Consider the following 23,865-nt stretch of genomic DNA (forward strand, 5'->3'; position numbering starts at 1 on the left):
GCATGACGGCGTACCGTCGTAGTTTTCGGTACGTTGAAAACCGTTTGTCACACAGTTCAGCAAAATGGTCCAAGACGGCGACGATCTGGTCAGGTGTTGGCTTCACGGTTGCTAGGTGCCAATAACGGTCCGCATCAGCGGGCGTCGGGAGTGATCTTGCAAGCAAAGTGAGCCGCCGACCACCGACGCTCCGTTGCATGCGTTGGTTATCCGCGATTGTGGATACGAGGCGGACTGCCAGCGAGCATGGGCCGCGCGAGCGGAAAACAACGACGGAATGTCGCCGCGGTGGGCTGCGAGAGCAGAAAACAACGGCGGGACGCCGCCAGCCTGGACTTCGCCCACGTGGGTGACAACTGTCGAGGTGTGATCGTATCAAAGACGAGTCAGTCAAGCAAGTTTACACGAGTCGATGCCAGCAGCGCGTCGGGCGCACCGGTCAACGAGAACAGAGGCAGCGCACCGATCATCGAGCATTTGTCGAGCGCACGAATCATCGGGCATGCGTTCAGCGCACCATCCGCTGAGCATCAGGACCGCGCAACTCCACGCGCCGAGTCGGATAACGGTTCGGTTCAGCGGGTGGCGGGAGTGCCCGTGCAAGCAAACGAAGTCGCCGACCACCGCCACTCCGTTGCAACCGTTGGTTATCCGCAGTCATGCCGAGACATCGGTTGAAACCGAACGCCATCAATATCGACCACGCCCCCATCGGGCTTGAAACCAAAGCGCATGTAAGCGGAAACAGCGTTGAGTGAGGAGTTGACAGTAGCAAGGCGCAAGCCACATGAGCGTTGGACGCGACGGTCGGCTTCGTCGAGCAGTTTAGTGCCAATTCCCGAGCGCTGCAAATCGGAACGAACGAACAAATGGTACAGGTGGATCGGTGGTTTAACGACGACAACGGCGACGAGGTCGCGATCATCGAATGCGGCTAGATGAAGCCAGTCGTCTTTAAGTCGCTGTAGCGTCGAATCAAAGTCCAGGCTTGCGATCAGCACGTCGAGCCCACCAGGCCCGAGCGAAGGGCCAATGTGCTCGCGGGCAAGCGATGACACCAAGAGCGAGATTGCAGCGGCATCGTGTGTGCTGGCATCGCGAATGTCTACGTGCATTTCAGTCGGATAACGCTCGACATCACCGGGTGGCGGCGAAAGTCGTGATTTCGAAAAAACGTGACCACCGCCACTCCGGTGCATGTCATGGTTATCCCGTCCCAGCCGGCACCGCAATTCGGGTTTTGGGCAGCGGGAACCGCGTCGCTAGATTCTAGCGGGCGCTGGATTCGGCAGCAAGCAAATCGAGCATTGCGGTCGTCCAGCGGGTGTTGATCGTAATCGAAGGTTGGCCGAAACGGGGACTCTCTCGCCAATGGGTTGTCATGGTGGGAAAAGACAAATCGAGCCATTGGCGAGAGTGTCCCCGTTTCGGCCCGTGGAAGCAACGCAAGCCGCTCCAATGGTTAAACAGCCGCAAGTTTCGAGCGTTGCAAAACGTCGGCAGCAACTTGGAGAACACGACGTTCTGCATCGCCGGAAAAAATAGATCAGCATTACCGAGAGATTTTCCGGCGATGCAGTACGTCGTGTTCGTACGTCAATTCGAGACAACCGTTGCATCAAAGCCAGTCGGCACACCCGGCATTCGGGCGATGCAAAGCCCAATCGCAAGCATCCGGTCGGCACTCCGCGCTTTCGTCGGGATAACGGCGGACATCACGGGGCACGGAGAGTCGACTATCCATTGCAAGAAACGCCGCAAGCCGTGCTCCCGTGCATGTCATGGTTCCCCCCGATTTCCACCGATACCTCGCACGACGTTGAGCGCTGTTTTAATCCACGGATGTGTCGGTTCGGGAGTATCGAATATACCACCCTCGTATACAGTCAATCCAGAGTGCAATTGGCTGAGAGTGCCAAAAACATGTTCGATAGCAGATTCGTCCGAGTAGCTGACAACTTGCATTGTCACCATGCAAGTCCCGCCGTTCAGTCTCGCGACCAGCCCATCATGGTCACGTCGCTTTGTCGCGAAGCCAATGAGAAGATCAATGTCGTCGTCGAAAATATCTGACCCACGCTCCGTGACGTCAATTTGAAGAGCGCAATCGTGGTCACCGCGAACTAACGCCTCACCGTCAAAGCGGTATGCGTCGTCGATGGATCGAAGGGCTGTTTCCAACTCGGGAAGCGAGATGGTTGCCGCATCATCCAGTACGTAGCGGTGGTAGGTTGTCATTCAAGTATGTGGGGGAACGTTTGCCATCACCGGGTGGCGGGGGACGACGTGACTTCGAGAAAACCCGACCACCGCCACTCCGGTGCATGGCTTGGTTATTCGGTTCCCAGTTCCGCTTAGCAGCGGACAGCACTTGGCCATTGTATTGGGCGGTGAAATCGAAGACAACCTTTCCGGAGTTGGTTTCCGCTACGGGCTTGGCGCGGTGACCAGCGGGAGGCGGAAACGGGGTTGTCGTCACCAATGGTGAGTCCCGGAGGGGATAGACAAATCGAACCATTGGTGACGTGAACCCCGTTTCCGCCCGTTGAAGCGAGGCAAATGCTGCCAATGCCGAATGAGTGACCGTAGATGGGCGTTGCCAACCGCTGGCCTTAGCTTGGAGATCGGGACGTTCCGTATCGCCGGTGACAATGAACCAGCGCGACCAAGAAAGTCACCGGCGATACGGTACGTCCCGATCGGCCTGGCCATCGAATAGACAGTTGAAACAGAGCCATCCAGCGTTGCCGGCAGTCGTGTGAGCCTATCACGCATCCGGCCTTGAGCGAGGATTGGCGTCGACGACCAAAGTGTTGCAGCCCGAATAACGTCTCACATCACCGGGTGGCGGCGATTGACGTGATTCCAAAGAAACGTGACCACCGCCACTCCGGTGCATGTGTTTGTTATCGGCATTTATGAACGGGCATTGGTCGAGCATCGGGCAGCGGTTGCCACGCCGCCACAGTTTAGCGGGACTTGGTTCACGCGGCAAGCAATTGGGCGTTGACCGGGTCGGCAGTAAAACGGCAATTGTCATCCGACAGTGCTTGTTGACGGTAAACGAAGGATCAAAAGCGTTGTCGCTTGATCAGCAAACGAAAACAGCGAACACGTTCAAGAATTGCGAGCGGCTTGGAGGGAGGAAATCGCAAACGGAGGATCAATGCGTTTGACTCGCAAATTCGCTAACGCGAATGCCGAACGACAAATTTCCAATCAGGCGTTGCAGCAATCGCTAGTGCGAGCGAACGCGTGAAACACCTGAGACGTCAGTCCGATAACGTCGGACATCACGGGGCACGGAGAGTTGAGCATCCAATTCAGCAAACGCCGCAAGCCGTGCTCCCGTGCATGTCATGGTTCCCCGCTATTCTCGTCTCAGTCGCTGGGTACCGTCAATGTCGTGATCGTCAATTTCGACTGAGTGTCGCGTTTTGGAGACCGCAAGAAATATCCCGCCGCTGCGTAATCGTCGATGCCAAGAACGCAAGGTAAAGCGTGAGCTTGCGCGTCGTCCAATCAAGGTCCAATGCCAACAAGTACGCCAGCGGTAAGAAACACGACAACGCCTTCAACCAGAGTCATACCGCGTGAATTCAGTGGATAAAGCGATTGCCAAGGTAAATGGGAAACAATCATTTGCAGTCCGCCACAGAGCAGATAGGCCCAGCCAAGCCCGCGAAGGTTTGCGACGCGGAAACCGGCAAAGAGCAGTGCAAGGTAAAGCGTGACAATAAACAACGACAACAGGGAAAGCCGACGGTTTCGCTTTGAGTCCACGATCAAACATTCAGTCGGGGAACGTCCGCCGTCACCGGGCGGCGAGAGTAAAGTGAGCCACCGGGAAACGCGATGACGCCGCTCCGGTGCACGGCATGGTTCGCCGCTATGGTGCATCATCAGTTTCCAGGTGTTCATCACTCTGTCCACTGTTGGCACTGTCCCTGCGCCCGCTCGTGAACGACCGATAGATTAGAGTGCAGCCGAAAACGGCAATGGGCGCGCCGAAGTTGTAATACAGGTCAGGTGTCTCATCGAGAAAGAAGTCAATCGAAAATAGTATCACGAGAACAGCAAGGCCTTGCAGTATTGCACTACGAAAGTCTTCCACGCTCAAGGTGCGGCTGGAATTTTCTTTTTCGGCTGGTGGTTCGTATGGATTCAATTCGCTGATCGGTTTGGTCGCTTGGGTGTCGGCGAACGTTACCAATCACCCGGCACGCGCGGTAGATTGTCCATTTGAAAACGCCCGGCTCGCGTGCTCGGGTGCATTGGATGGTTCTGCCTTCGCCCAGGCTTGAATCGCCTCACAAAGGCTGTCATGCACTTGATCGGGTATGCACAGCCCGAATCCAAGTAGCCCTGAGCGCGATTGCAGATGGAGCATTCCATGACTTGCCGTCAAGAGAACGTTCGAAACGTCTAAATCCCGACGATGCAGGTCCCAACGAATTCTTTTCTGGAGTGCGCGCGACCAGACTGGGTGAAGACGCTCGCCGTACGTGTTGCAAAGATAAAGTAATCCAGGGCGACCAGAATCGTATCCGATCTGGTGCGGTGTGAAATGCAAGGAAATCGGGACCGGGGGAAAGATCACACGCGAAGATGCAAATATGCCAATCGCAATCCATAGTCCGGCAAAGGCGAAGCGGGCAGCAAGCTCAGCCGATCCAAACCAATCGTGAGGGAATCTCGCTAAATGGATGTCGGGAAGAACGAGGATAAGTCCCACGCACATCACTGCGAACTGGACAACCGCGAGCGCCCGTTCCTCCGATGCGCTACCCAACGCGACTTCGATGGTCGTTTCGGAATCAGCTGACGCGATTGAGACGTCAATCATCGGAAGTGCAAATCTTCAGTGGCAGAACGGTTACGATCACCGAGCCGGAACGATAAATCTAATTACTGAAAAAGACGCGCAAGTCCGGCTTCGCGTGCATCGTTTTGTTATCCCGCGATGAGAATCAATATTGATCCAGAAATGGTTCCATAAAAGATTCGCCCTGAACCTCTTCAAATTCTGTTGAAAACCGAACAACTTGACCAAGGGATCCTTGAAGTTCAATCGCCTTTTTAAGCGATTCGACCATCTCTGGATATCGTTTAAGTTTCATTAATGCATATGATTTCCGGTAGTGTGCGGTGAATGAGCGAGACCAAATGCTAAGTGCAGAGTCGAATTCCACCAACGATTCTTCGTAGCGACCTAATTCAATCAAGGACTTTCCGGCATAGTTTCTCGACGAGACGCCCCACGGGTTAATAAGTGAAGCCCTCCTGAAAGAAGTCACGGCGGATTCCATTTCGTTTTCATCCAGTGGTTCGTATATCGTCGAACCGCCTCCCGCCTCGTAGTATCCCCAGCCCCATTGCCAACAAACGGAGTAGGCGAGCCACCAACACGTTGCCAATATCACGACGCCGCTGAGCAATCGCCGCCACCATGTTTTTTTGGATTTGCTCAAAAGACTAGCCTAAGCGGGATAACGGTTACGATCACCGAGCCGGAACGGAAATCTTGCAAGCAGAAAAAAGCACACGCAAGTCCGGCTTCGCGTGCATCGTTTTGTTATCTGGCCAATTCTTCGGGTCGGCGCTCCTCGAACCAGTCATTCAGGATGAAACTATTTGGTTGAGGATTGCCAAACATCGGTTTAGTTTCAATGTTCTGGAGAATCGGTTGAATCATCATGAATTTCATGAATGATGGATCGTCAGTCGGGAAGTTCTGAATTTGATTTGCTGCGGTCTCAGCGGAATGCTTCACGGCAGTAGAGAAGTTTTCCCAGAGTTCCGCTGGAACGTCAGATCGCTCTTTCGTGTTCTTGAAGTTCGCGCAAATCGCAGCGCAAATCGACAAAGGCCATTGGGCATCCTTGGGATCGCTCGATTGAGCAGCGATTTTTTCGAGATGTGGATAGACAGCATAGGCTGCGGGGTAAATCTCGAAAGTCTCAAGATCGCAACATTCGTGGAAGATCCTAAAGTATTGATCGTCACCATTGGGAGGCAAGCTCAGCAGTGACGCAATGTCTGATCCAGTGCCGGTTCGACTGGCGTAGTTGGCCCATTGCGCATCATCCAGCCCAAGTACGTTTCTGTTCACGGTGACCTCATTGGTTGAGTTCGCACTCTCATTGCAGCCAGCAAGCATAAAGAGCAGCGCTACGATTGGGATGTAATTGGCTCTCATTGGTTCAGGCCAGATAACGATTGCAATCACCCGGTCGCGACGAGAGATTCTCAATTGTCAAAACGCCCGACTTCGCGACTCGGGTGCATTGCTTGGTTATTTGGCTTCCGCTGCTCTGAGTTTGTTTATCGCCTTCAGCACATTAGCTCGGTTCTTGGCGGCAATCATCCATGCGGGGAGCGAGCTTGCAAGGGTCGAGTTTCGAATCCTTTTTTCAATCGCTGTCGCTTCCGTCAGGCCGATACGATGATCCGCACCGACATACGAAGCGAGAAACGTTAAGTGGGAGTAGTTGTATGCCCACAGCGTATGTCCGCAGCAGGGAGTCTGTAGTCAAAGATTGTATCCGAAAACCCAATCCACTGGTTCACGGTCTGACCAACCGCCCAACCTTCCATCCTTTGTCGATCCACAATGTGGACAACAGAAACGTGCGCGCCATGGATGAACTTCAACGTCGGTCTCGAATCGGGTCACGTCTGCGCACGAATCACACTTCGGGCATCGAACCAAGAACCGGCCAGTGAAATCGTGGATTGATGTTCCGTCATCCAGATGGCGAGTGTCCATGGTCTTTGCCAAATAACGTCCCGCGTCACCGGGGCCCGTGAGTTGAGTATCCATTCGAGAAAACGAACCAACGGGCCTCCGCGTGCACGCGATGGTTACCCGCCGTTACGGGTTTCGAGCATCGTGTTAGGTTTAGAATCGTGTAGCCGCTTGATCGCGGCGTCAGAAAATGGCGCCGTACCCGAGACGATCGCGTAAGGTTGTTCAAGCTCCGATAGGCGGTCAGCCGATCGGTCAGTTAGGTTTGGGCAGTCGAGGGAGACAGACATCAATGGCAGTGTGCACAAAGCATCAAAGCCAACGTCGGTCATCGTTGAGTTGTCGATCGAAACATAAAAGAGCCGGGATTCGCCGGGACCGAGAAATGTAAAGCCAGTTGGAAGGCGCGACAATTCAGGGACGAGGGCAAGCATGGCGTCGTCGGTTGCAGCGTCACCGCGGAGGTCGAGCATGTAGTTTCCGTCAACCATGTCAAACATCATGAAACCACCGTGAGATTCAACCAATTCGCGAACGCGGTCGAATTGCGATTGGCGTTGATGGTAGACGAGAAACGGAGCCGTAAGCAGGCAACCAGTTGCGAGAGCGAAGCACGTCGTCAGAATCGCAAAGCGTCGTGACATGTGGATGTGAATTCAGTCGGGTAACGCTGGCGATGACCGCGGTCGCCGTGAGCGATCATCCATTGTCAAAACGGCCGGATCGGCGACTCCGGTCCATCGCTTGGTTCGCCGCTTCCCTTGGCGAGGCGTTACGACCCAGCCATCCCTTCGTATTCCCATTGCATGAAAACACGCAGTTGACCCACAAGCTCTTCCCAGCTGTGGCCGCAGACCGATTCTACACGATCACGAATCGCTTTCTCGACCGTTGCGGCATCATATTGGTCTACCAGTATACCAGGCACAAATTTATCGTGTTTGATTCGTCCAACAGCACGTGGAGTAGCGACGCAAACCTGAAAATCATTGCCGCCGAGAACGTCGGTGGCACCAACCGTCAAATGGAACCATCCGAAGTCATCGTATGGGTCAGGTGACTGGTATTGTAGGAAGGCATTCCAGTCGACATGGTCGTTAGATTCTAAGTGGTGAATTTCAGCCCGCATCACATCAGGTCTTGCGCAAGTGATTCCGTCGGCGAACGGTACGCGTAACCGGGAACGCGCGGGAAAGATTCTAACGGCCAAATCACTAAGCTCGCGTTCTCCGGTTCACGCGATGGTTACCCGCCGTCTTGGTAGTCAGTCTAGTGTCACCGATCCCTACCGTGCCCGCAATGCGAGCAGACCGATCCATCCCAGCGAAAACGAAATCCGCAGGATGGACAACGTCCAGCATGGCCCATCGAGTGCGGTCATGCGGTTTGACGCGAAGCCAGTCACAGTTCGGGCAGTCCATCTGTGTAGGGCTGCGATGTCCAGCGCCACAACCGGGGCAAATGCCGCTGTAAGACGTAAAGAAGATCGGCGGTCTTTTATTCTCAATACGTTCGATAGCGGATTCAAGTGAGCCAGCATCGTCGATTAGTAGCTTGCATTGGAGGACGCCAAACCCCGTCAGTTTCCGAAGTGCCATTACGTCTTGTGCGTTTGTCATGGAGTCGCGTGTTACGTCTGCGGCATTTCAGTCGGGTAACGTCACGCGTCACCGGGCACGCGCGAAAGATTCTCAACTGCCAACTCGCCTGGCTCGCGTGCTCCGGTGCACGCGATGGTTCGCCGCTTCTTCGATTTCGCGTCGAATATGAACCGTAGGCGTCGTAGATTCTCCGTTGGATCGCCATTGTGGACGGCAAGATGGCAATTGGAGCAGATGCACATCAATTGGTCTAGCGTCGTCCTATGGTTTGGTTGCATTTCAGCCAAAGGCACAGTGTGGTGAACCTCGATCAAACCGCGACCCATGGGACCGTATTCCTTCTCGAAATTGAAACCGCAGATTTCGCAAAACAGGTCGCCGTGTACGGCAAGAAACGCGTTGATCTTCTCAAGTCGAATCTTGTGATCGCGTTCCTTGTCGCGATGTATTCTATATTGTTCGTCACCCTCGAATGCCCAGATATCGCGATGCAGATCATCTTCTATTGTCCGGCGTCGCGGCATTGCGAACGCATCTTCGGGCCATTCGGCATCGAGATTCGCGATGGCAGTCTTGCGAGCCTCGATAGCAAGCCTCTTTGCTTCCTCCTCTCCATATTTGTCAATCGAGAAATTGCGGTGCCGACGTTTACCTTTGGATGGACACCAAGACGCGACCCAGTAGTAGACGGGCGTCCCATCGACGCGGTAGTGGCCTATCGTCTTGTAAACACCCGTGATTCCGGAGGTGTTATGAGACTTCCCAAGTTCGGCGTACTCGCGACGGTCGCGTGGCGGAATGATTTCCAGCGCTTCCTTGCGCCAAGCGATCGCTGCTTCGAGGGATTTTTCAGGTGAGCCGTACTTTGCGTCCGAAAAAGACTGACTGAAGGGTACGCCTTCGCGCATGTATCGAGCATTCCATCCCGTAATGGATTGCTCGTAGTCGAGCCGAGATATGCCGCGTGGAGGATCGGGGATAGCCATGGCAGTTGTTGTCGGCGAACGTCAGGATTAACCGAGTCGCGAGGAATGACTATGGATTCACAAAACAACGCTGCCGCGACTTCGGTTCAATCCGTTGTTCGTCGTTGCGTCGATTGCGGCTCGACCAATATCGTCAAAGAGTTGCCAATTCGCGATCGTGTGCATGAAGGTCCACAGCCGTCGCTTTGTTGGCCGGATTTATGCCGCCATCAAGTCCAAGTGCAAATGATGGATGGTAGTGACCCGCCAAGATGTGCGTGGTGCGGCAAAGACTACAGCGAGACTCGCGAATTGACGCTAGAAGAACAAATGGACTCGATGGCAAGGAATCGTGCCGCGTGGCTCGATTAGCATACGACGAACTTGTTTCTCACCCGTTGCAGTGGGTGGAAATACCGTGTTTTGACTTATTATCACGGGATGAACCTTCGGTAGCCTGGGGGGCGGCCGGACTTATTATCTCCTGGCGAGGCTTCGCTACCGCGTTGGTCATGGACTTATTATCACCGGTTCGGATGGGGGATGCAATCATTGGTAGCGCCGAGTTCAGAGCAATTTTCACTTCGAGGGCGCCGTCCTTTTGAGCGGTGTCGGTGGCACTGCTGTGCTGTTGCTCCCGCCGTTGTCGAGGGCTCTCTAAGTTCTCTTGTCTAAGCTCTCTTGTCATCCGGCAATGAACTACTCGACGCAGACTGCCTGGTCGCCCAAATAGAAGTGCTTCTGTGCTGCATCGCCGTTGCATCCCCGCTGGAGGATGGTGTACGTTATTGCACTCACCGCTCGACACTTGGTTGAAGCGGTGTTTTGTCCGTCGGGCAGATCGGGGCGGCGGTGAATTTCTGCCTCGGTGAGGACCTAGAGCCGCAAGGTTGAGGGAGTGGCGAACATGTCGATGTTTGAGAAGCCATCACGGGCTGAGCAGGAATTGAAGTGGGCGAAGATCTGGTTCAAGCAGTTCAGCAACTTTCATAAGCGAAGCGGGAAGACGGGCTGGGACTTCTCGCCCGACGATGTGATCCTGTTTTTGCGTTCCAAACGCGACCAGCGAATGCCAGCTTGGAAGCGAATGAAGATCCTGAACGGACTGCTGGTGTACCGCCGGTTTGAGCAAGAACTGCCGATTGATCCGTTCGCTTTCATCGTTGACAAGATGAAGGAAATTGTCGCCAACGAGCGGGCTAAACAAGACGGATACGACACGATCGAAGATGTGGTAGGCAAAATCGATCCAAAGGAATCGGATGCGATCCAACAATTCAGACGGGCCCTTCGCAAGGACGGCATGCGGTTGCAGACGGAGCGTTCTTATGTCGGCAAAGTGAAGGCTTTCATGGCGGACCGCGGCATGAGTTGCTTGGCCGATTTTGAAAGGGTGGGAGCTTCGGACGTCGAGGACCATTTGACGGATCTTGCGGTCGATGGCAACGTCGCCGCGTCGACTCAGAACACCGCGTTCCACGGTTTACTGAAGTTCTTCACGCTGGTGCTGCGGCGTGACATGGGGCACATCGAGGCCATTCGCGCCGGCAAGGGCAAACAGATTCCGACGGTGTTGAGTACGAGCGAGGTCGCCCGCGTCTTTGACGGCTTGGAGGGCGTTCATTTGACGATCGCACAGTTGCTTTATGGATGTGGGATGCGGATCAGCGAGGCGATCCGGCTGCGAGTGAAAGATATCGATTTCGAAAATGGGTTGATTGAGATTCATCAAGCCAAAGGAGGCAAGAGTCGACTCGTGCCGTTGCCGTCGGAGTTGGCGGAGCCGCTGCGCCGGTTCATCGATTCACGACGTTCGCTTCACGAACATGATTTGGCTAATGGCACGGCGTCGGTTTGGTTGCCGCACGCGCTGCATCGCAAATACCCATCGGCTCATCGCGAGTTTCGTTGGCAGTACTTGTTCGCATCACACCGCTTGTCGCGTGACCCTCGCACCGGTGATCGTCACCGACACCATCTGCATCACGAAACGTTCCCTCGGCACTTGAAAGTGGCGGTTGACGGGGCGGGCATCGACAAGCATGTGACCAGCCACACGTTTCGGCATTGTTTCGCAACGCATTTGCTTTGGACAGGCACGGACATACGGGCGGTGCAAGAGTTGCTGGGGCACAGTGACGTCAAGACAACGATGATCTACACCCACGTGATGAACCGGCCCGGGGTGCGGGTGACAAGCCCGCTCGACCGTTTGGTAGAGGAAGAGTCTCGCAAAATGGGCGAGGGCGATTCGCAGATTCAGGAATTGCCGACTGCATACGAGACTGGGACGTTGCAATTCGATGGGAGGGATCGGGACGCTGTTTGCGTTGATGGAAACGCAGGTTATTTGATCGCGGGGTAGAGGTAGTCGCGAGTGGGTGCCGTGTTGCACGAGCGGTTACGCCAAACGGGTTCTTGGTCCCGGGCTAGGAATCGCCGCAAATGCGAGGCGGCAATGGTTTCGACTCGCGTTGAGCAACGCCTTGCCGCGATGGCCCTGGTCGCTGTCGAGTCATGCCTGCCCGAACGCAAAATCGCACACGATCGGATCCTCCATCACATCAAGTTCGCACCATTGTTGAACAATCTTCCCGCCAATCCAGTCATCACTTGGTAGGTCGAAACATGGAACGGGCGCTCCGCCGGAGTCGCCCACAGCGCATTGCCGTCGCTGGCGTATTCACAAACGAAAGACCAACCCGGGAATTCCTGGGCTGCGGCGACCGGGTCCGTCTAAGCAGCGGCATCGGGATCGGGATCGGGATCGGGATCGGCTGCGTTTTTTGACTTGGATATTACCGCCGTTTTTTACACGACCAAACGGGTGGCCGAAAACCACGCGATTGAAACCACGCCGACGACGACTGAGCCGATAAGCGATGGTGTCCTTATATCAGGTCTTGGGTCTTGTACGAAAATTGAAGAGTAGCTGAACACAATCGACTACATCTCAATCTCGTAGCCTTCGCGGTAGGGGCGGCTCATCATGCTGGCGGCAAGTTCATCGCCGGTGATCTGCTCGGTCGTCTGATCCCAATGAATCGTGCGATCGAGTCGGCAGCTGATGCCGGCCAAGTGACAAACGTTGAGCATCTTCATGTGCGAATGCACATCGGAGATCGGTAAAGTGCGATGCTTTATGCTGTGCGTGAAATTGGCCCAGTGGGCATCGCGATCGTTGCCCATGATCGGCATGTCGCGATAGACTTTGGCGATTGCGTCCTTGGGTAACGGTTTCGTCGCTACATCCTCGATCGGCTTGCCAACTAACTTTCCGCGGTTAACGAAGATCCGGCCGCGCTCGCCTTCAAACAGTATGCCATTGTCAACATCATGGCGTATGTTGATCTGAACATCGCGATCGGCAAAGTCGACGATCAGGTCAAACTCGCGGGCCGTGTTGTAACGATTGTCTTGCATGGGAACGCCATCCTTGAATTCGACGTCATGTCGAGATGATCCTCCAACGGAAACCGGGTCGTTGTTCTGCCCGGCTGCCGCGATGCCCAGCATAGCGATGTCGATGTGATGGGCACCCCAGTCCGTTAGTTTGCCACCCGAGTGTTCGTACCACCATCGGAAATGCGTGTGCCCGTTGGTGTAGTTTCTGTCTGTATCTTTCTTGGGATCTTGAAGGTATCGAAAAGGCATCACGGGTGTTGGGCCGAGCCAACGATCCCAATCGAGTCCTTCGGGGACATCGGCGACAGAAATTTCCGGGCTCCATCCACCCGCGTCGATGCCAACGGTGATCTTGTATAGTTTGCCAAGACGCCCATCCGCGATCACGGCGAGTGCTTTGTTGAAGAAGTTCATGCTGCTTCGCTGCTGAGTACCAACCTGAACGACTCGCCCTGTTTGCTTTTGAACCTTGCGAATCAGCTTGCCTTCGTCAATCGTCAACGTGAGTGGCTTTTCGCAATATGCATCCTTTCCGGCAAGCATCGCCTCGATCAAAATTTTAGTGTGCCAGTGATCGGGCGCAGAGATTTGCACGATATCAATGTCATCTTGGGCAAGCACTTCGCGATAGTCGCCATAGAGGTCCGCTTTTCCGTCGCACAACAGGCCATTTCCATGAGCTAAGTGCTTTGCATCGACATCGCACAGCGCAACCAAGTCAGCAAACTGCTGTCCGACGGGGGCGGTGCGAGTCCCGTTCCCACCCACGCCGATCAAAGCAAAGCGAGGGCGCTCATTGGGCGATTGAGCGGATACGCGCGAAGACAAAGCCCCAAACGGGACCAGAGAGGCGGATGCAATCGCTGCCGTCTGGCCAAGGAATTGGCGACGCGAAGTGGGTTTCTTTTGAGTCATGTTTTTTCCTTGTCAGTGGTGTCGGCGTAAAGGATACACGAGTGGCTCGTCGAGGGTTCTGACGCTGCAGCGCCAGCGATGAACGTCGGGCAGTCGTCAGCATCGAACGACGATCGCTCCGCGTGATCGGTGCCTTCGGAGGCTATTCTTCGGTGATTGCCTTCGACGGAGCTACTTGAGTTTTGACAGGTTTCGTTTGGACTTGAGGGTCGGATCCGCATCCGCGTCGACGTAATTCGGTGGCTTGTCGAAATGGATGTCGGGAAAGATTGCCCGTTGTTGCGGGACATGCCGTTTCATTTCAGCGATCCGCTGAGCGTGTTCGGGGTGTCGGACCAGGTTGGTCCATTCCATTGGATCAGTGCTGAGATCATAAAACTCTTCCGCACCCGACAGGTGATGGATGTAGTGGTAGCGTTCTCCCATCACGGATGTTCCGGTGGCGGAAACCGTGACGCCGAAATGGTCCCAGGGCGCTGTGGGAACTTGCAAAAGCGGTGTGAAATCGTGGCCGTCCAATTCTTTCGCAGGCAGACCGCATAGACTGACCAGCTTGGGGTAGAGGTCAATTAGACTGACCGCTTGATTGCATTTGGCAGAGGACGTCATGCCTGGTGTTCGCACGATCAATGGGGTCTTGGCCGATTCGTTCCACACGGTGTTTTTGAGGTAGCGATGCTTTTCGCCCAAGTGCCAACCATGGTCACCCCAGATGACGATGATCGTGTTGTCGGCGTGGCCGCTTTGTTCCAACGCTTCCAAAACCAAGCCAAGGCATGTATCGACATAAGTGATACTTGCCAAGTACGCGTGAACGGCGTCCTTCTGCAACCCATGTTCTTGAATCCACCGATACTCACCGGTTGCCTCAAACGCTGGCTTGCCGTCGGGCAACAAAATGTCTTCCAAGTCGTCCGCTTTGACGTCCGGAATTTGCAGTGAATCTCGATCGTATTTGTCAAAGAATTCTTGGGGCACGACCCAGGGCAAATGCGGTTTTATGAAACCTATGGCCATGAAGAATGGTCTATCAAAGTCGCGAGTTAATTGTTCTCGAGACCAATCGGCGACTCGAAAGTCAACGGTTTCCTCGAAGGGACTCGTGGTCGGACCCCATGTCAGCTTGCTGCTGGTGCTTTTGAATTCAGGGCGTTTCTGGCCGTTGATCACGCCCGACTTACTGCTGGTGTAACGAGTGGTGTCGGGACTGTCCTTCACACCTTGGCGAGCCCGCGCATGCTCGTCGAATGCCCAGTGGCCGAAGTCAACGCCGTGCTCGGTCCCGTGCTTGTGAAAAACTTTTCCGTTGGAAAGCGTGTGATATCCGTACTTGGAAAAGTACTCGGGCAGCGTGGCGTGCGTTTTGACCGTTTCGCTGTACAGCATGTTTGAACCGTTGCCGTACACGCCGGTGCGGTTGGGCATGAATCCTGACAAAATCGCCGAACGTGAAGGGCCGCAGATTGGTGCAGCACAAACGGCATTGGAGAATAGGACCGATTCCTGCCTGCAGAAACGGTCCATGTTCGGTGTTTGAGCCTGCGGATGTCCGCCGAGTGGTCCAACCCAGTCGTTAATGTCGTCGATGGCAATGAACAACACATTGGGCGGCGTTTGATTCCGCCCAGGGTGCGAGCCAAGAAGCGGTGAAATCGCCGGAACCCTTTGCGCGGCTTCATTTTCGAGAAACTCGGTTTGTGCCGATGCGTTGCTGCTGATCACGAATGCGATCAAGGCAGCCATAATCAATTCCAATCGCATCACTGGATCTCCATCTTGTTTAAGAATGCGGCCAATGAAGCGGCTTCCTGGGCTGTCAGTTGATTCTTCAAATCCGGCATCATCGACGTTTTTCCGGCCATCATTTGTTCGATGTCGTCATCGACCTGCCCAACAACAGGATGATTGTGCGGAGCAACAAGACGCCGCCGATTCGTCGCTGTCCGATCTTTCCCGAGTTACGACCGCACCTGCTTCGTGCCCGCGAAATGGCCCCTCAAGGTGCCGTGTCAGTGCAAACCCGGTACGACCACAAGGCCAACATCCTGACGACGCTGGACAAGATCATCACCCGTGCAGGATTGGTGCCATGGGAGAAGCCTATGCAGAATTTGCGAGCCACCCGCGAAACTGAATTGCTCGCCCACTATCCCGCCAAGGACGTCACAAGCTGGCTTGGCAATTCACCGGACGTGGCAAACAAGCACTACGCGATGACGATGCAGGCAAGTTTCGACCGTGCTGTCGTCGATGGTGCCAAGATCATTGGCGTGACCACGGCAGCGATGGCAGCACGCAAACCAGTCGCCGACCCGCAGGCCGAAAGCGAAGTGGTGGACCTAGAAAAAACACCACAAAATCCACCACAGACGGTGCAGGCTAAGGGCGGACATCCTGAGACACAAAAAAAGCCGATTGAAGAAAACCCCGTAAATGACTGGGTATGTCTTCAATCGGCTTTGGCTGACTTGCCATTAAGCTACCCCGCTAGGACTTGAACCTAGAATGGCTGGACCAAAACCAGCTGTGTTGCCAATTACACCACGGGGTAGTGATGGGTTGTGTGGGCGAAGTTTAGCACGACTTGCGCCTTCGCCAAAGAGGACATTTGGAAGTTCTCTTGGGTTCGGTTCTCTTCGGCGATTTTTGCTTCGACCTTTAACGCTGGATTCGGTTTTTTGCCCTCTTACCGTCATCTTTGGGCCTGAATCGCGAACGCCAACCGTTGAAGTTCGCTTGCCAGGTCGACGTTCACCACCGCGACGCGTGGAGGCAATTTCAGCGTGGTTGGTGCAAAATTCAGGATCCCGTTGACCCGGCAACCCACCAGACGGTCGGCAATCTCGTGGGCAAACTCTGCCGGAACCGCCAAAATCGCCAATTCGGCCGGGTGATCGACGAGGAATTTTTCGATGGTTGCGGCATCGCGAATCTTGATCCCCGCGATCTCGGATCCGATTCGGTTGGGTGCGTTGTCGAACGCGGCGCTCAGTTCGAATCCGAGCCGCTCGAATCCCCGGTATCGCAGCAATGCGTCGCCCAGCGATCCCACGCCAACCAAAACCACCTTCCACTGCATGCCCGACCCGAGCACCTCGCCGATCCGATCAATCAAACGCTGAACGTCGTACCCGACTCCGCGGCGGCCGATTGTTCCTAAAGCGCTGAGGTCACGCCGGACGACTGGCGGTGAGACGTTGACGAGTCGCCCAAGCTGCTGACTGTTGATGTTCGTCGAATTTGTTTCGAGCAGTCGATGCAATTCCCGATGATACAGACTGAGCCGCCCGATCGCGGGTTGTGGCAACGCCGGCGAACTGCTGACGTCTTGGTTTGCGGCGGTGGAATTTCCGGCAGACGAATTCGCGGGGGAGGGAGCCGCGACTTCGTCGCTTGATGGGTCGTTCGTTGATTTCGGATCGGTCACAAACAACTCGCGAGGAGGGCTCGGGCAACCTCCATCTTACCCGCATCGGGTTTTCCCAACACGGAAAAACAGCCCGATTGGTGCGTCCACCACCTAACCGCCACGGTTGCACGGTTAATGACATGCAGTGCCAACGCAAATCCGGATATGGAACGTCACCGTTGGCTACTGCCGCTACCCGAAAACCAACGAGCGGCCGTGAGCTCGGACCTGACTGAAGACCTAACTGAGGCAACCGCCTGGACGCGCGGTGCGTCCAGACGAATCGGTATAAGATCGACTAGCGTTGCGCGACGTCCGATTTTTCCGTGGAATCGTCGAAACGGTAGATGCATTCACCGCGGGCGCTGTTGGTCAGGATATAGACCTCGCCGTTTTGGTCCTGCCCGAACGACAACACTGCGACGCTGTTGGGAAGCACTTGTTCGTTACGCGTAGCCGTGCCCGTTGCTTGGTCGTAAGTCAGTGCCCAGACGGTGCCGGTGACGTAGTCGGCGTACAAGTATTTGCCTTCCAAGTTCGGCAAGCGGCTGCTGCGGTAAACGCGACCACCTGTGATCGACTTGCCGATTTGGTGATCGTATTCCCACACGGGTCCGATCGGCTGGGCACCTTCGGTTGCGGGTCGGTTTCCGAAGGCGTGCGTGCCTTCACGGGTACTCCAGCCGTAGTTGCCGCCCTTCGTAATCACCACGACTTCTTCCCACAATTCTTGGCCGACATCCCCGGACCAAAGATTGCCGGTTTTGGGGTCGAAGGCAATTCGCCAAGGATTTCGGACGCCGTAGGCATAGATCTCTGGCCTCGCATCTTTCACGCCGATGAACGGATTGTGGGATGGGATGGAATAGTTTTTTCCGTCGGCGGCTTGGTCGACATCAATGCGCAAGATCGATCCCAGCAAGGTTGCAAGATTTTGTCCATTGCCGTGGGGATCGTTTCGATCGCCCCCGTCACCCAATCCGATGTACAGCTTTCCGTCTGGACCAAATTCCATGCTGCCGCCGTTGTGGTTCTGGTACGGCTGATCGATTTCCATAACGATTGATTCTGATGCAGGATCAGCGACACCGGTTTCTTTGTTGACGGTGAATCGCGAGACGACGGATTTCGGCTCGGTCCCGTGGGTGTAGTAGACAAACAGGTAGCCGTTGTTCTTGAATCCAGGGTGCATCGCCAAACCGAGCAGCCCTTGTTCATTGGCACCCGGTTTTTTCCAGTCATAGGCTTTGCCGCGCAGATCCAAAACCAGCTTTGATTCTTTAACGTCGGGTCGATTTTCGAACGACCAGATGCCGCCCTGCTGAGAAGCTGCGTACAAACGGTTGCTGCCGTCATTGGCGAACGTCAATTCCATCAAACGCAGGTCACGAATTTTTCCAGCGTCGTTGATGCCTTCCCATTGATCCCACTGCAAATCGGGGAACGCAAGGTTGCTGGCCATACCCAGGTTGGCGTCGATCGGTTGGGGCACGGACCCGTCTTCGCCGATTTCGCGAAGCTTGATGTTTCGATACGCGACTTCGTCGCCGTGATCTTGCAAACAGATGTAGCCTTTGCCGAGTGAACCGAAGTGCGGTAGCTTCGCAAACTTGCTAGCCCCGACCTTCTCTTTCCAATCTTTTGAACCGAGTTTGAAACGGAAATAGCGAACACCGTTCATGCAGACTTCGCAGTCGTCGTTGGCGATTCGGATGTACAGTTGGTTCCATTGACCAGCGGGGCGGGTCGAATCAACGACGGTCTTGTCCTTGGACCAGTTTGGCGCTGACGGTTGATACAGTTGGTAAAGCCAACCGGCTTTTTGCGGATCGTGTCCGTCGACGTTGTCTTGGACTTGGATTTCAGGGCCCGTGTGCCAAGGCGGACCGTCCGTTTCGCCGACATGGAACATCACACCGCTGTTGCCGGCGGCGCTGATTTTGTATTCGAGCGACAATTCGAACGCCGCATACTCGTCGTCGGTGATCAGGTCACCGGCGCCTTTCTCGGCCCGAACGAGCGTCCCATCGACGATCTTCCAGCCCTTGGACACGCCTTCTTTCTTGTAGTTCCGCCAGCCATCGGTCGACTTGCCGTCGAACAGCAATTGCCATCCGCTCCGCTGTTCGGATTGGGTCAAGTGGTTGACAGCTGTTTCAGCGCGGGCCGTGCCGGCGGGAAGCATTAGCGTTGAAAAAAGGGCGATGGACGCGGCCGTCATCGCAAAAAGGCATCTGGCTTGTCTCATGGATTAGCAACCGAAGGGAAGGCGGGGTGAGGAAAACGGATGGCAAGAGTATTATTCATCCCCGACCAAGTCACAACTGCGATGGAAAACGACCAGCATGCCGAAGAATGCCCCAAAATACCGCCCCTCTGTCTGCATCGACGCGGTGTTTGGAACGATCAGCTCGGTCGAAGCGATCGACCAAGTCGCTGCGGCGGGAATCAAGGCATTCGAATTTTGGGGGTGGTGGGACAAAGATCTCGACGCGATCGAAGCCGCCCGGGATCGCCACGGCATGCAGATCGCGGCCTGCTGTACCAAGTTTATCTCGTTGGTCGATCCCGCGACGAGGGACGACTATCTGGCAGGGCTGGCCGAGTCGATTCGAGTGGCAAAGCGGTTGAAGTGTCCGACGTTGATTTCCCAGGTCGGCGATTTTCGACCGGGTGTTGACCGCCGCGCCCAGCATGATTGTCTGGTGATCGGCTTGCGTCAGGCATCGAAACTTTTGGCCGACAGCGGCGTCACGCTGGTCATTGAACCGCTCAACGAGTTGATCGATCACAGAGGCTATTTCCTTGTCCGAAGCGACGAAGCGTTTGAAGTCATCGATCAAGTGGAAAGCGAACACGTCAAAGTGGTGTTCGATATCTACCACCAACAAATCAGCGAAGGACACGTGATCACGAATTTGCGGAACAACATCGACAAGATCGGTCACTTCCACGCAGCGGGAAATCCGGGCCGCAACGAATTGACGCGAGGCGAACTGAACTACCCCCAAATCTTTAGCGCCATCGGTGAAACGAACTACGGCGGTTATGTCGGGCTGGAGTACTGGCCCACCAAAGACGCCGTGACGGGGCTGCGTGAAGTGGCGGGATGGTTCGGTCAATGAGCGATTCGCCCACCAATCCTTACGAACCAGCCGCCACCCCGCCGTTGCCGGGCGCCCCGTCATCGGGCCCGCGGCAAGCGGCGATGGCATTCATCCTGCTGACGCTGTTTATCGACATTCTTGGAATCGGAATCGTGATTCCGGTACTGCCAGAGTTGGTTCGTGAATTGGTCGGCGAAGACCCCGTGTCAGCGACAATGATTGTCGACGCAGCCAGCATCGATGTGTCCAGTATCGATGTGGCGGTGACCGATGCTGTGGCGGCCAGCGAGACGAAAAGTTTCTCGAGAGCCGGACGTTACGTCGGCGTGATCGGTGCGACGTACGCGTTGATGCAGTTCTTGTTTGCGCCCATCATTGGCGCGTTGTCGGACCGTTTCGGTCGTCGGCCGGTGCTGTTGTGTTCGATGTTTGGACTGGGAATCGATTTCCTGATCCAGGGTTTCGCAACCAACATTGCTTGGTTGTTCGCCGGACGCGTCTTGGCCGGCATCATGGGCGCGAGTTTGACGACGGGTAACGCTTACATCGCCGACGTTTCGACCGACGACAATCGGGCTCGGAATTTCGGTTTGGTTGGCGTGATGTTCGGACTTGGGTTTACGATCGGACCGGCGTTGGGCGGCTTGTTGGGCGGGATCAGTTTGCGTTTGCCGTTCTTTGTCGCGGCCGGATTGGCGCTGGTGAATTGGTTGTACGGATACTTCGTTGTGCCGGAATCGCTGGGCGTCGACAAAAGGACGGCGTTCACGCTTCGCGGCGCCAACCCGCTGGATTCGCTGCGTCGCTTGGCCGACTATCCGCTGGTTGCCGCATTGGCGGCGGTGTTCGTATGCAAATCGTTGGCCCAACGGGGACTAGAGAACGTTTGGGTGCTGTACACCGGGTTCAAGTTCGATTGGGATGCGGGCGTCAATGGATTGGCCCTTGGTTTGGTGGGCGTGATGGCGATCATCGTGCAAGGCGGGATGGTTCGACCGACGATCAAACGTTTCGGTGAACGGGGCGCAGTCGTCGGCGGGACGATCATTTCGGCAATCGCATTTGCTGGCTACGGACTTGCGTCCGAGGGATGGATGATTCCGATGATCATCGTCTTCGGAGCATTTGGAGGTGTCGCCGGCCCGGCGATCCAGAGTTTGGTGACGGGATCGGTCAGCGAAACGGAACAGGGCCGAATCCAGGGAGCCCTGACGAGCCTGACGAGCTTGACCAACATCATCGCGCCGCTGTTCTTTAACACGCTGTTGTTTAGCTACTTCATCAGCGACCAGGCTCCGTTCGTGCTTCCCGGGGCCCCGCTTTTGGTGGGTTCCGCTTTGTTGACAGCGTCGATTTTCATCGCCATCAACGTGTTTCGCCGATTCCCCAAACCGGCGAGCTGATCCGTCGGGGTCGCGGCGACCAGGGAATCATCTCAAGCATAGGCTTGGTTTCAACTTTGCCAGGAAAACGGCGTCTGGAAACGACGTTGCCTAAAAGGCTTCGTAAGAATTTCCAAATTTTGGGTAATTTTTCCGAAGTTTGATGTCGAGAGATCGCAGGCTGCATCGTATGTCAGTCAAGGCAATTTTATGTTGAATGCGAAAACGATCACCGAACATCTGCTCCAGAATCGGCTGGCGTTGACTTCATACGTCTATTCGGTGACTCGAAACTTCCATCTGGCCGAAGATGTTTTTCAAGAAATTTGCGTGAAAGCGGTTAGCCAAAAACACGATTTTGAATCTTCGGATCATTTATCGAAGTGGTTTCGCGTGAGCGCCCGCAATCGCGCGATCGATGTGATTCGTACCCGCGAAGGTCGGTATGTGGGGCTGTCGGAAGACATGCTCGGGCTGATCGAGGGGAATTGGGATCAATCCACGGACTCGCGACGCGAAACGCTGTTGGATTCCCTTCAAGATTGCTTGGCAACGCTGACTCCGCGCAGTCAGCGGATCGTCAGGCTTCGCTATTTTGAGAATCGTTCTGGACGCGAGGTGGCTGAACTGATGGGCCAAAAAGTCGAATCGGCCTACCAAGCGATTGCCCGCATCCACCGGTTGCTGGGCGATTGTATTTCGCAAAAGTTGGAGACCGAGTCGTCATGAATGACAATGAACGATTTCTTTTTGAGTGCCGAATCGCCGCGTACCAAGATGGCGGTTTGGACGAAGCCGAATTGGCCAAGTTTGAAAACGAGATGCGGAAAGATCCGGAAAAGCTAAGGCTTTTTATCGGAGTGCAGCGGCAAACGGGTGCCATGATCGAATTGTTCCGCAACGAAGCGTTTCAAATTGCGGACCATGACCACTGCGATGATGGCAACCTGAGTCGCGACAACATCGCCCTCCCGTTGTCTCGCGGTTCCGACGAAGCGGATCGCGAACACAGTCGCCGATACCGGTCGCGAAATACATGGTTCACGGTCGCAGCGGTTGCCGCAGTCATCTTGGCGATGTTCACGGTTGGGGCGTTGGCGATTCGCGACGAACTTGCGAAGGGCTTGGTAGCCAACAACGGTTCTGCGACCGATCCGATACGCGATGATTTGAACGCAAAGGATCCTGGCCTATCGGATTCTGCTCAATTGGAAGCGCTTTCACAAATAGAAGCTCGGGGCGCCATCATCACTTACGGGAGCCAAGCAACGTGGTCGGACGGGAAGACGCGAAGCCTACGTGACCGGCTTGTTGATGGACAACGGTATCAACTGGTATCGGGAGCGACGCGTTTTCGTATGGCCGGCGGCGCGATCGTATCGATCGGCGGACCGGCGGAGTTTTCGATAGCCGATTCGACGACGATCGATTTCATATCGGGTCGATTGACGGCGCGGTTGCCAGACAAAAACAGTGATCTGAAAGTTCGTGCTGGGGATATGGAAGTGCGTGATCTGGGTACGGCTTTCGGATTGACGATGGCGGCGGACGGCAAAGTCGATGTTGCCGTTTTCGATGGCGAGGTCACCGCCCGTATCAACGGAGACATCAACCAGACTCAGGGAAAGACCTTCGGGCAAGGGATGGGATTTTCCGCAGACATCGACAGCGAACGACTCGAACCCATTCCCTATGCCCCCGAACCGTACCAGGACATTTGGCCTTTGACGGTTGGGATCAATGACGTGTCCGACTTGATCGAATTTGTGCCGCCGGGCCGAAACCAGTCGCTGCCGCTTTTGGCTGATGATCACAAACTGTTTCTGGTTGCTGAGCAGTTGAATCGCCGCATCGATCATCCATTGAGAGTTGATCTGTTGGGCGCAGGCCAGTCTTGGCCGTTGACCCGAGAAAATCGCCACCGTCTTGGCGAAGGACGGTTCGTCAGCAGTTACTTGTTGATTTATCAACCCGATGCGATCGAGAACCGGACAACACTCTCGATTTCCGGAAGCATCTCGTTCCAGCACGAAATTCTGGGGGTGGCAGTTTCACCTTCGCAGCTAAGCAAGACCGACGACATCTTTGGCTTGCCTGGAATCGACTATTCAAAATTTGACTTGCGTCGACTCGAGCACATTCCGACGGACAGTGGTCGAGTACCGGCCGACATTCTGCAAGCCAGCGAGGACGGTCGCGAGCTGCATTTCACGCTTTATGTATCGTCGGGCATGGATCACATTCGTGTGCTCGTTGACGACGGCAATCCGACGACGAAGGCTCGTATTGTTGGTGGTGAATGATGCGACGGAAATATTGAATCAAACTTGAGT

At 55.1% G+C, this 23,865-nt stretch carries 19 protein-coding genes, 1 tRNA gene and 1 pseudogene; 8 read left to right on the forward strand and 13 right to left on the reverse strand.

Annotated elements, in window-relative coordinates; translation table 11 throughout:
- Window positions 1-647: 647 nt before the first annotated feature.
- The 8 genes from Poly51_RS26675 to Poly51_RS26710 all read right to left on the reverse strand — a co-directional run bounded on the left by Poly51_RS26675 (window position 648) and on the right by Poly51_RS26710 (window position 9,335).
- Window positions 648-1,115 carry a GNAT family N-acetyltransferase gene (locus Poly51_RS26675; protein WP_186775839.1) on the reverse strand — a complete coding sequence of 156 codons (468 nt, stop codon included), beginning with the start codon at window positions 1,113-1,115 and terminating at the stop codon, window positions 648-650.
- 664 nt (window positions 1,116-1,779) lie between these two features.
- A complete protein-coding gene (locus Poly51_RS26680) occupies window positions 1,780-2,238 on the reverse strand; it encodes a hypothetical protein (protein ID WP_146461884.1) in 459 nt (152 codons plus the stop codon).
- A 1,284-nt stretch (window positions 2,239-3,522) separates the two neighbouring features.
- Complete coding sequence (locus Poly51_RS26685) at window positions 3,523-3,921, reverse strand: hypothetical protein (protein WP_146461887.1); 399 nt, start codon at window positions 3,919-3,921, stop codon at window positions 3,523-3,525.
- 1,049 nt (window positions 3,922-4,970) lie between these two features.
- Complete coding sequence (locus Poly51_RS26690) at window positions 4,971-5,471, reverse strand: tetratricopeptide repeat protein (protein ID WP_146461889.1); 501 nt, start codon at window positions 5,469-5,471, stop codon at window positions 4,971-4,973.
- 104 nt (window positions 5,472-5,575) lie between these two features.
- Window positions 5,576-6,199 carry a hypothetical protein gene (locus tag Poly51_RS26695; RefSeq protein ID WP_144059389.1) on the reverse strand — a complete coding sequence of 208 codons (624 nt, stop codon included), beginning with the start codon at window positions 6,197-6,199 and terminating at the stop codon, window positions 5,576-5,578.
- Window positions 6,200-6,864: 665 nt separating this feature from the next.
- Window positions 6,865-7,251: a hypothetical protein gene (locus tag Poly51_RS26700; protein WP_146461892.1), complete on the reverse strand. Its 387-nt coding sequence runs from the start codon at window positions 7,249-7,251 to the stop codon at window positions 6,865-6,867.
- 269 nt (window positions 7,252-7,520) lie between these two features.
- Window positions 7,521-7,877, reverse strand: a complete 357-nt coding sequence (locus Poly51_RS26705) for an Imm8 family immunity protein (RefSeq protein ID WP_246114824.1) — start codon at window positions 7,875-7,877, stop codon at window positions 7,521-7,523.
- A 531-nt stretch (window positions 7,878-8,408) separates the two neighbouring features.
- A complete protein-coding gene (locus Poly51_RS26710) occupies window positions 8,409-9,335 on the reverse strand; it encodes an AP2 domain-containing protein (RefSeq protein WP_146461897.1) in 927 nt (308 codons plus the stop codon).
- 45 nt (window positions 9,336-9,380) lie between these two features.
- On the opposite strand from Poly51_RS26710, the gene Poly51_RS26715 reads away from it, so the two are divergent.
- From Poly51_RS26715 to Poly51_RS30750, 3 genes are all read left to right on the forward strand, one after another.
- Window positions 9,381-9,686 carry a hypothetical protein gene (locus tag Poly51_RS26715; RefSeq protein ID WP_146461899.1) on the forward strand — a complete coding sequence of 102 codons (306 nt, stop codon included), beginning with the start codon at window positions 9,381-9,383 and terminating at the stop codon, window positions 9,684-9,686.
- 535 nt (window positions 9,687-10,221) lie between these two features.
- The gene (locus tag Poly51_RS26720) at window positions 10,222-11,679 is read left to right on the forward strand and encodes an integron integrase (protein WP_222435933.1); all 1,458 of its coding nucleotides are present in this window, start codon (window positions 10,222-10,224) and stop codon (window positions 11,677-11,679) included.
- 93 nt (window positions 11,680-11,772) lie between these two features.
- Window positions 11,773-11,934 (forward strand): hypothetical protein, encoded by a 162-nt coding sequence (locus Poly51_RS30750; RefSeq protein WP_186775841.1) that lies wholly within the window; start codon window positions 11,773-11,775, stop codon window positions 11,932-11,934.
- A gap of 326 nt (window positions 11,935-12,260) precedes the next feature.
- Here the strand turns inward: Poly51_RS30750 and Poly51_RS26725 are convergent, their stop codons facing one another.
- Window positions 12,261-13,634 carry a Gfo/Idh/MocA family protein gene (locus Poly51_RS26725; protein WP_146461901.1) on the reverse strand — a complete coding sequence of 458 codons (1,374 nt, stop codon included), beginning with the start codon at window positions 13,632-13,634 and terminating at the stop codon, window positions 12,261-12,263.
- 171 nt (window positions 13,635-13,805) lie between these two features.
- Window positions 13,806-15,395 carry a sulfatase gene (locus Poly51_RS26730; protein ID WP_146461903.1) on the reverse strand — a complete coding sequence of 530 codons (1,590 nt, stop codon included), beginning with the start codon at window positions 15,393-15,395 and terminating at the stop codon, window positions 13,806-13,808.
- A 119-nt stretch (window positions 15,396-15,514) separates the two neighbouring features.
- Between Poly51_RS26730 and Poly51_RS26735 the strand changes: the two are divergent.
- Window positions 15,515-16,132 (forward strand): annotated as a pseudogene (locus Poly51_RS26735) (tyrosine-type recombinase/integrase); the annotation flags it as partial.
- On the opposite strand, the gene Poly51_RS26740 reads toward Poly51_RS26735, so the two are convergent.
- The 3 genes from Poly51_RS26740 to Poly51_RS26750 all read right to left on the reverse strand — a co-directional run bounded on the left by Poly51_RS26740 (window position 16,114) and on the right by Poly51_RS26750 (window position 19,291).
- A tRNA-Gln gene (locus Poly51_RS26740) sits at window positions 16,114-16,185 on the reverse strand. The pseudogene Poly51_RS26735 and the gene Poly51_RS26740 overlap by 19 nt on opposite strands.
- 141 nt (window positions 16,186-16,326) lie before the next feature.
- Window positions 16,327-17,061, reverse strand: coding sequence for a redox-sensing transcriptional repressor Rex (locus Poly51_RS26745; protein WP_246114802.1), 735 nt, complete (start codon window positions 17,059-17,061; stop codon window positions 16,327-16,329).
- A 280-nt stretch (window positions 17,062-17,341) separates the two neighbouring features.
- Window positions 17,342-19,291, reverse strand: coding sequence for a family 16 glycoside hydrolase (locus tag Poly51_RS26750; RefSeq protein WP_146461905.1), 1,950 nt, complete (start codon window positions 19,289-19,291; stop codon window positions 17,342-17,344).
- Window positions 19,292-19,388: 97 nt separating this feature from the next.
- On the opposite strand from Poly51_RS26750, the gene Poly51_RS26755 reads away from it, so the two are divergent.
- The 4 genes from Poly51_RS26755 to Poly51_RS26770 all read left to right on the forward strand — a co-directional run bounded on the left by Poly51_RS26755 (window position 19,389) and on the right by Poly51_RS26770 (window position 23,835).
- On the forward strand, window positions 19,389-20,168 hold the full coding sequence (locus tag Poly51_RS26755) for a hydroxypyruvate isomerase family protein (RefSeq protein WP_146461907.1): 780 nt from the start codon (window positions 19,389-19,391) through the stop codon (window positions 20,166-20,168).
- Window positions 20,165-21,553, forward strand: coding sequence for a TCR/Tet family MFS transporter (locus Poly51_RS26760; protein ID WP_246114803.1), 1,389 nt, complete (start codon window positions 20,165-20,167; stop codon window positions 21,551-21,553). Before Poly51_RS26755 ends, Poly51_RS26760 begins: the two co-directional genes overlap by 4 nt.
- Window positions 21,554-21,742: 189 nt before the next feature.
- Window positions 21,743-22,261, forward strand: a complete 519-nt coding sequence (locus Poly51_RS26765; protein ID WP_146461909.1) for an RNA polymerase sigma factor — start codon at window positions 21,743-21,745, stop codon at window positions 22,259-22,261.
- Complete coding sequence (locus Poly51_RS26770) at window positions 22,258-23,835, forward strand: FecR domain-containing protein (RefSeq protein ID WP_146461911.1); 1,578 nt, start codon at window positions 22,258-22,260, stop codon at window positions 23,833-23,835. The genes Poly51_RS26765 and Poly51_RS26770 overlap by 4 nt, the downstream gene beginning before the upstream one ends.
- The last annotated feature ends 30 nt before the right edge of the window (window positions 23,836-23,865 follow it).

The organism is Rubripirellula tenax, from assembly GCF_007860125.1.
Classification (GTDB): Bacteria; Planctomycetota; Planctomycetia; order Pirellulales; family Pirellulaceae; genus Rubripirellula; species Rubripirellula tenax.

Coding starts and splice junctions, on each gene's coding strand:
- Poly51_RS26675 (WP_186775839.1), bottom strand. CDS start 1,115: ATGCACGTAGACATTCGCGATGCCAGCACACACGATGCCGCTGCAATC.
- Poly51_RS26680 (WP_146461884.1), bottom strand. CDS start 2,238: ATGACAACCTACCACCGCTACGTACTGGATGATGCGGCAACCATCTCG.
- Poly51_RS26685 (WP_146461887.1), bottom strand. CDS start 3,921: ATGAACACCTGGAAACTGATGATGCACCATAGCGGCGAACCATGCCGT.
- Poly51_RS26695 (WP_144059389.1), bottom strand. CDS start 6,199: ATGAGAGCCAATTACATCCCAATCGTAGCGCTGCTCTTTATGCTTGCT.
- Poly51_RS26700 (WP_146461892.1), bottom strand. CDS start 7,251: ATGATGTTTGACATGGTTGACGGAAACTACATGCTCGACCTCCGCGGT.
- Poly51_RS26705 (WP_246114824.1), bottom strand. CDS start 7,877: ATGCGGGCTGAAATTCACCACTTAGAATCTAACGACCATGTCGACTGG.
- Poly51_RS26710 (WP_146461897.1), bottom strand. CDS start 9,335: ATGGCTATCCCCGATCCTCCACGCGGCATATCTCGGCTCGACTACGAG.
- Poly51_RS26715 (WP_146461899.1), top strand. CDS start 9,381: ATGACTATGGATTCACAAAACAACGCTGCCGCGACTTCGGTTCAATCC.
- Poly51_RS26720 (WP_222435933.1), top strand. CDS start 10,222: ATGTCGATGTTTGAGAAGCCATCACGGGCTGAGCAGGAATTGAAGTGG.
- Poly51_RS30750 (WP_186775841.1), top strand. CDS start 11,773: ATGGTTTCGACTCGCGTTGAGCAACGCCTTGCCGCGATGGCCCTGGTC.
- Poly51_RS26725 (WP_146461901.1), bottom strand. CDS start 13,634: ATGACTCAAAAGAAACCCACTTCGCGTCGCCAATTCCTTGGCCAGACG.
- Poly51_RS26730 (WP_146461903.1), bottom strand. CDS start 15,395: ATGCGATTGGAATTGATTATGGCTGCCTTGATCGCATTCGTGATCAGC.
- Poly51_RS26750 (WP_146461905.1), bottom strand. CDS start 19,291: ATGAGACAAGCCAGATGCCTTTTTGCGATGACGGCCGCGTCCATCGCC.
- Poly51_RS26755 (WP_146461907.1), top strand. CDS start 19,389: ATGCCGAAGAATGCCCCAAAATACCGCCCCTCTGTCTGCATCGACGCG.
- Poly51_RS26760 (WP_246114803.1), top strand. CDS start 20,165: ATGAGCGATTCGCCCACCAATCCTTACGAACCAGCCGCCACCCCGCCG.
- Poly51_RS26765 (WP_146461909.1), top strand. CDS start 21,743: ATGTTGAATGCGAAAACGATCACCGAACATCTGCTCCAGAATCGGCTG.
- Poly51_RS26770 (WP_146461911.1), top strand. CDS start 22,258: ATGAATGACAATGAACGATTTCTTTTTGAGTGCCGAATCGCCGCGTAC.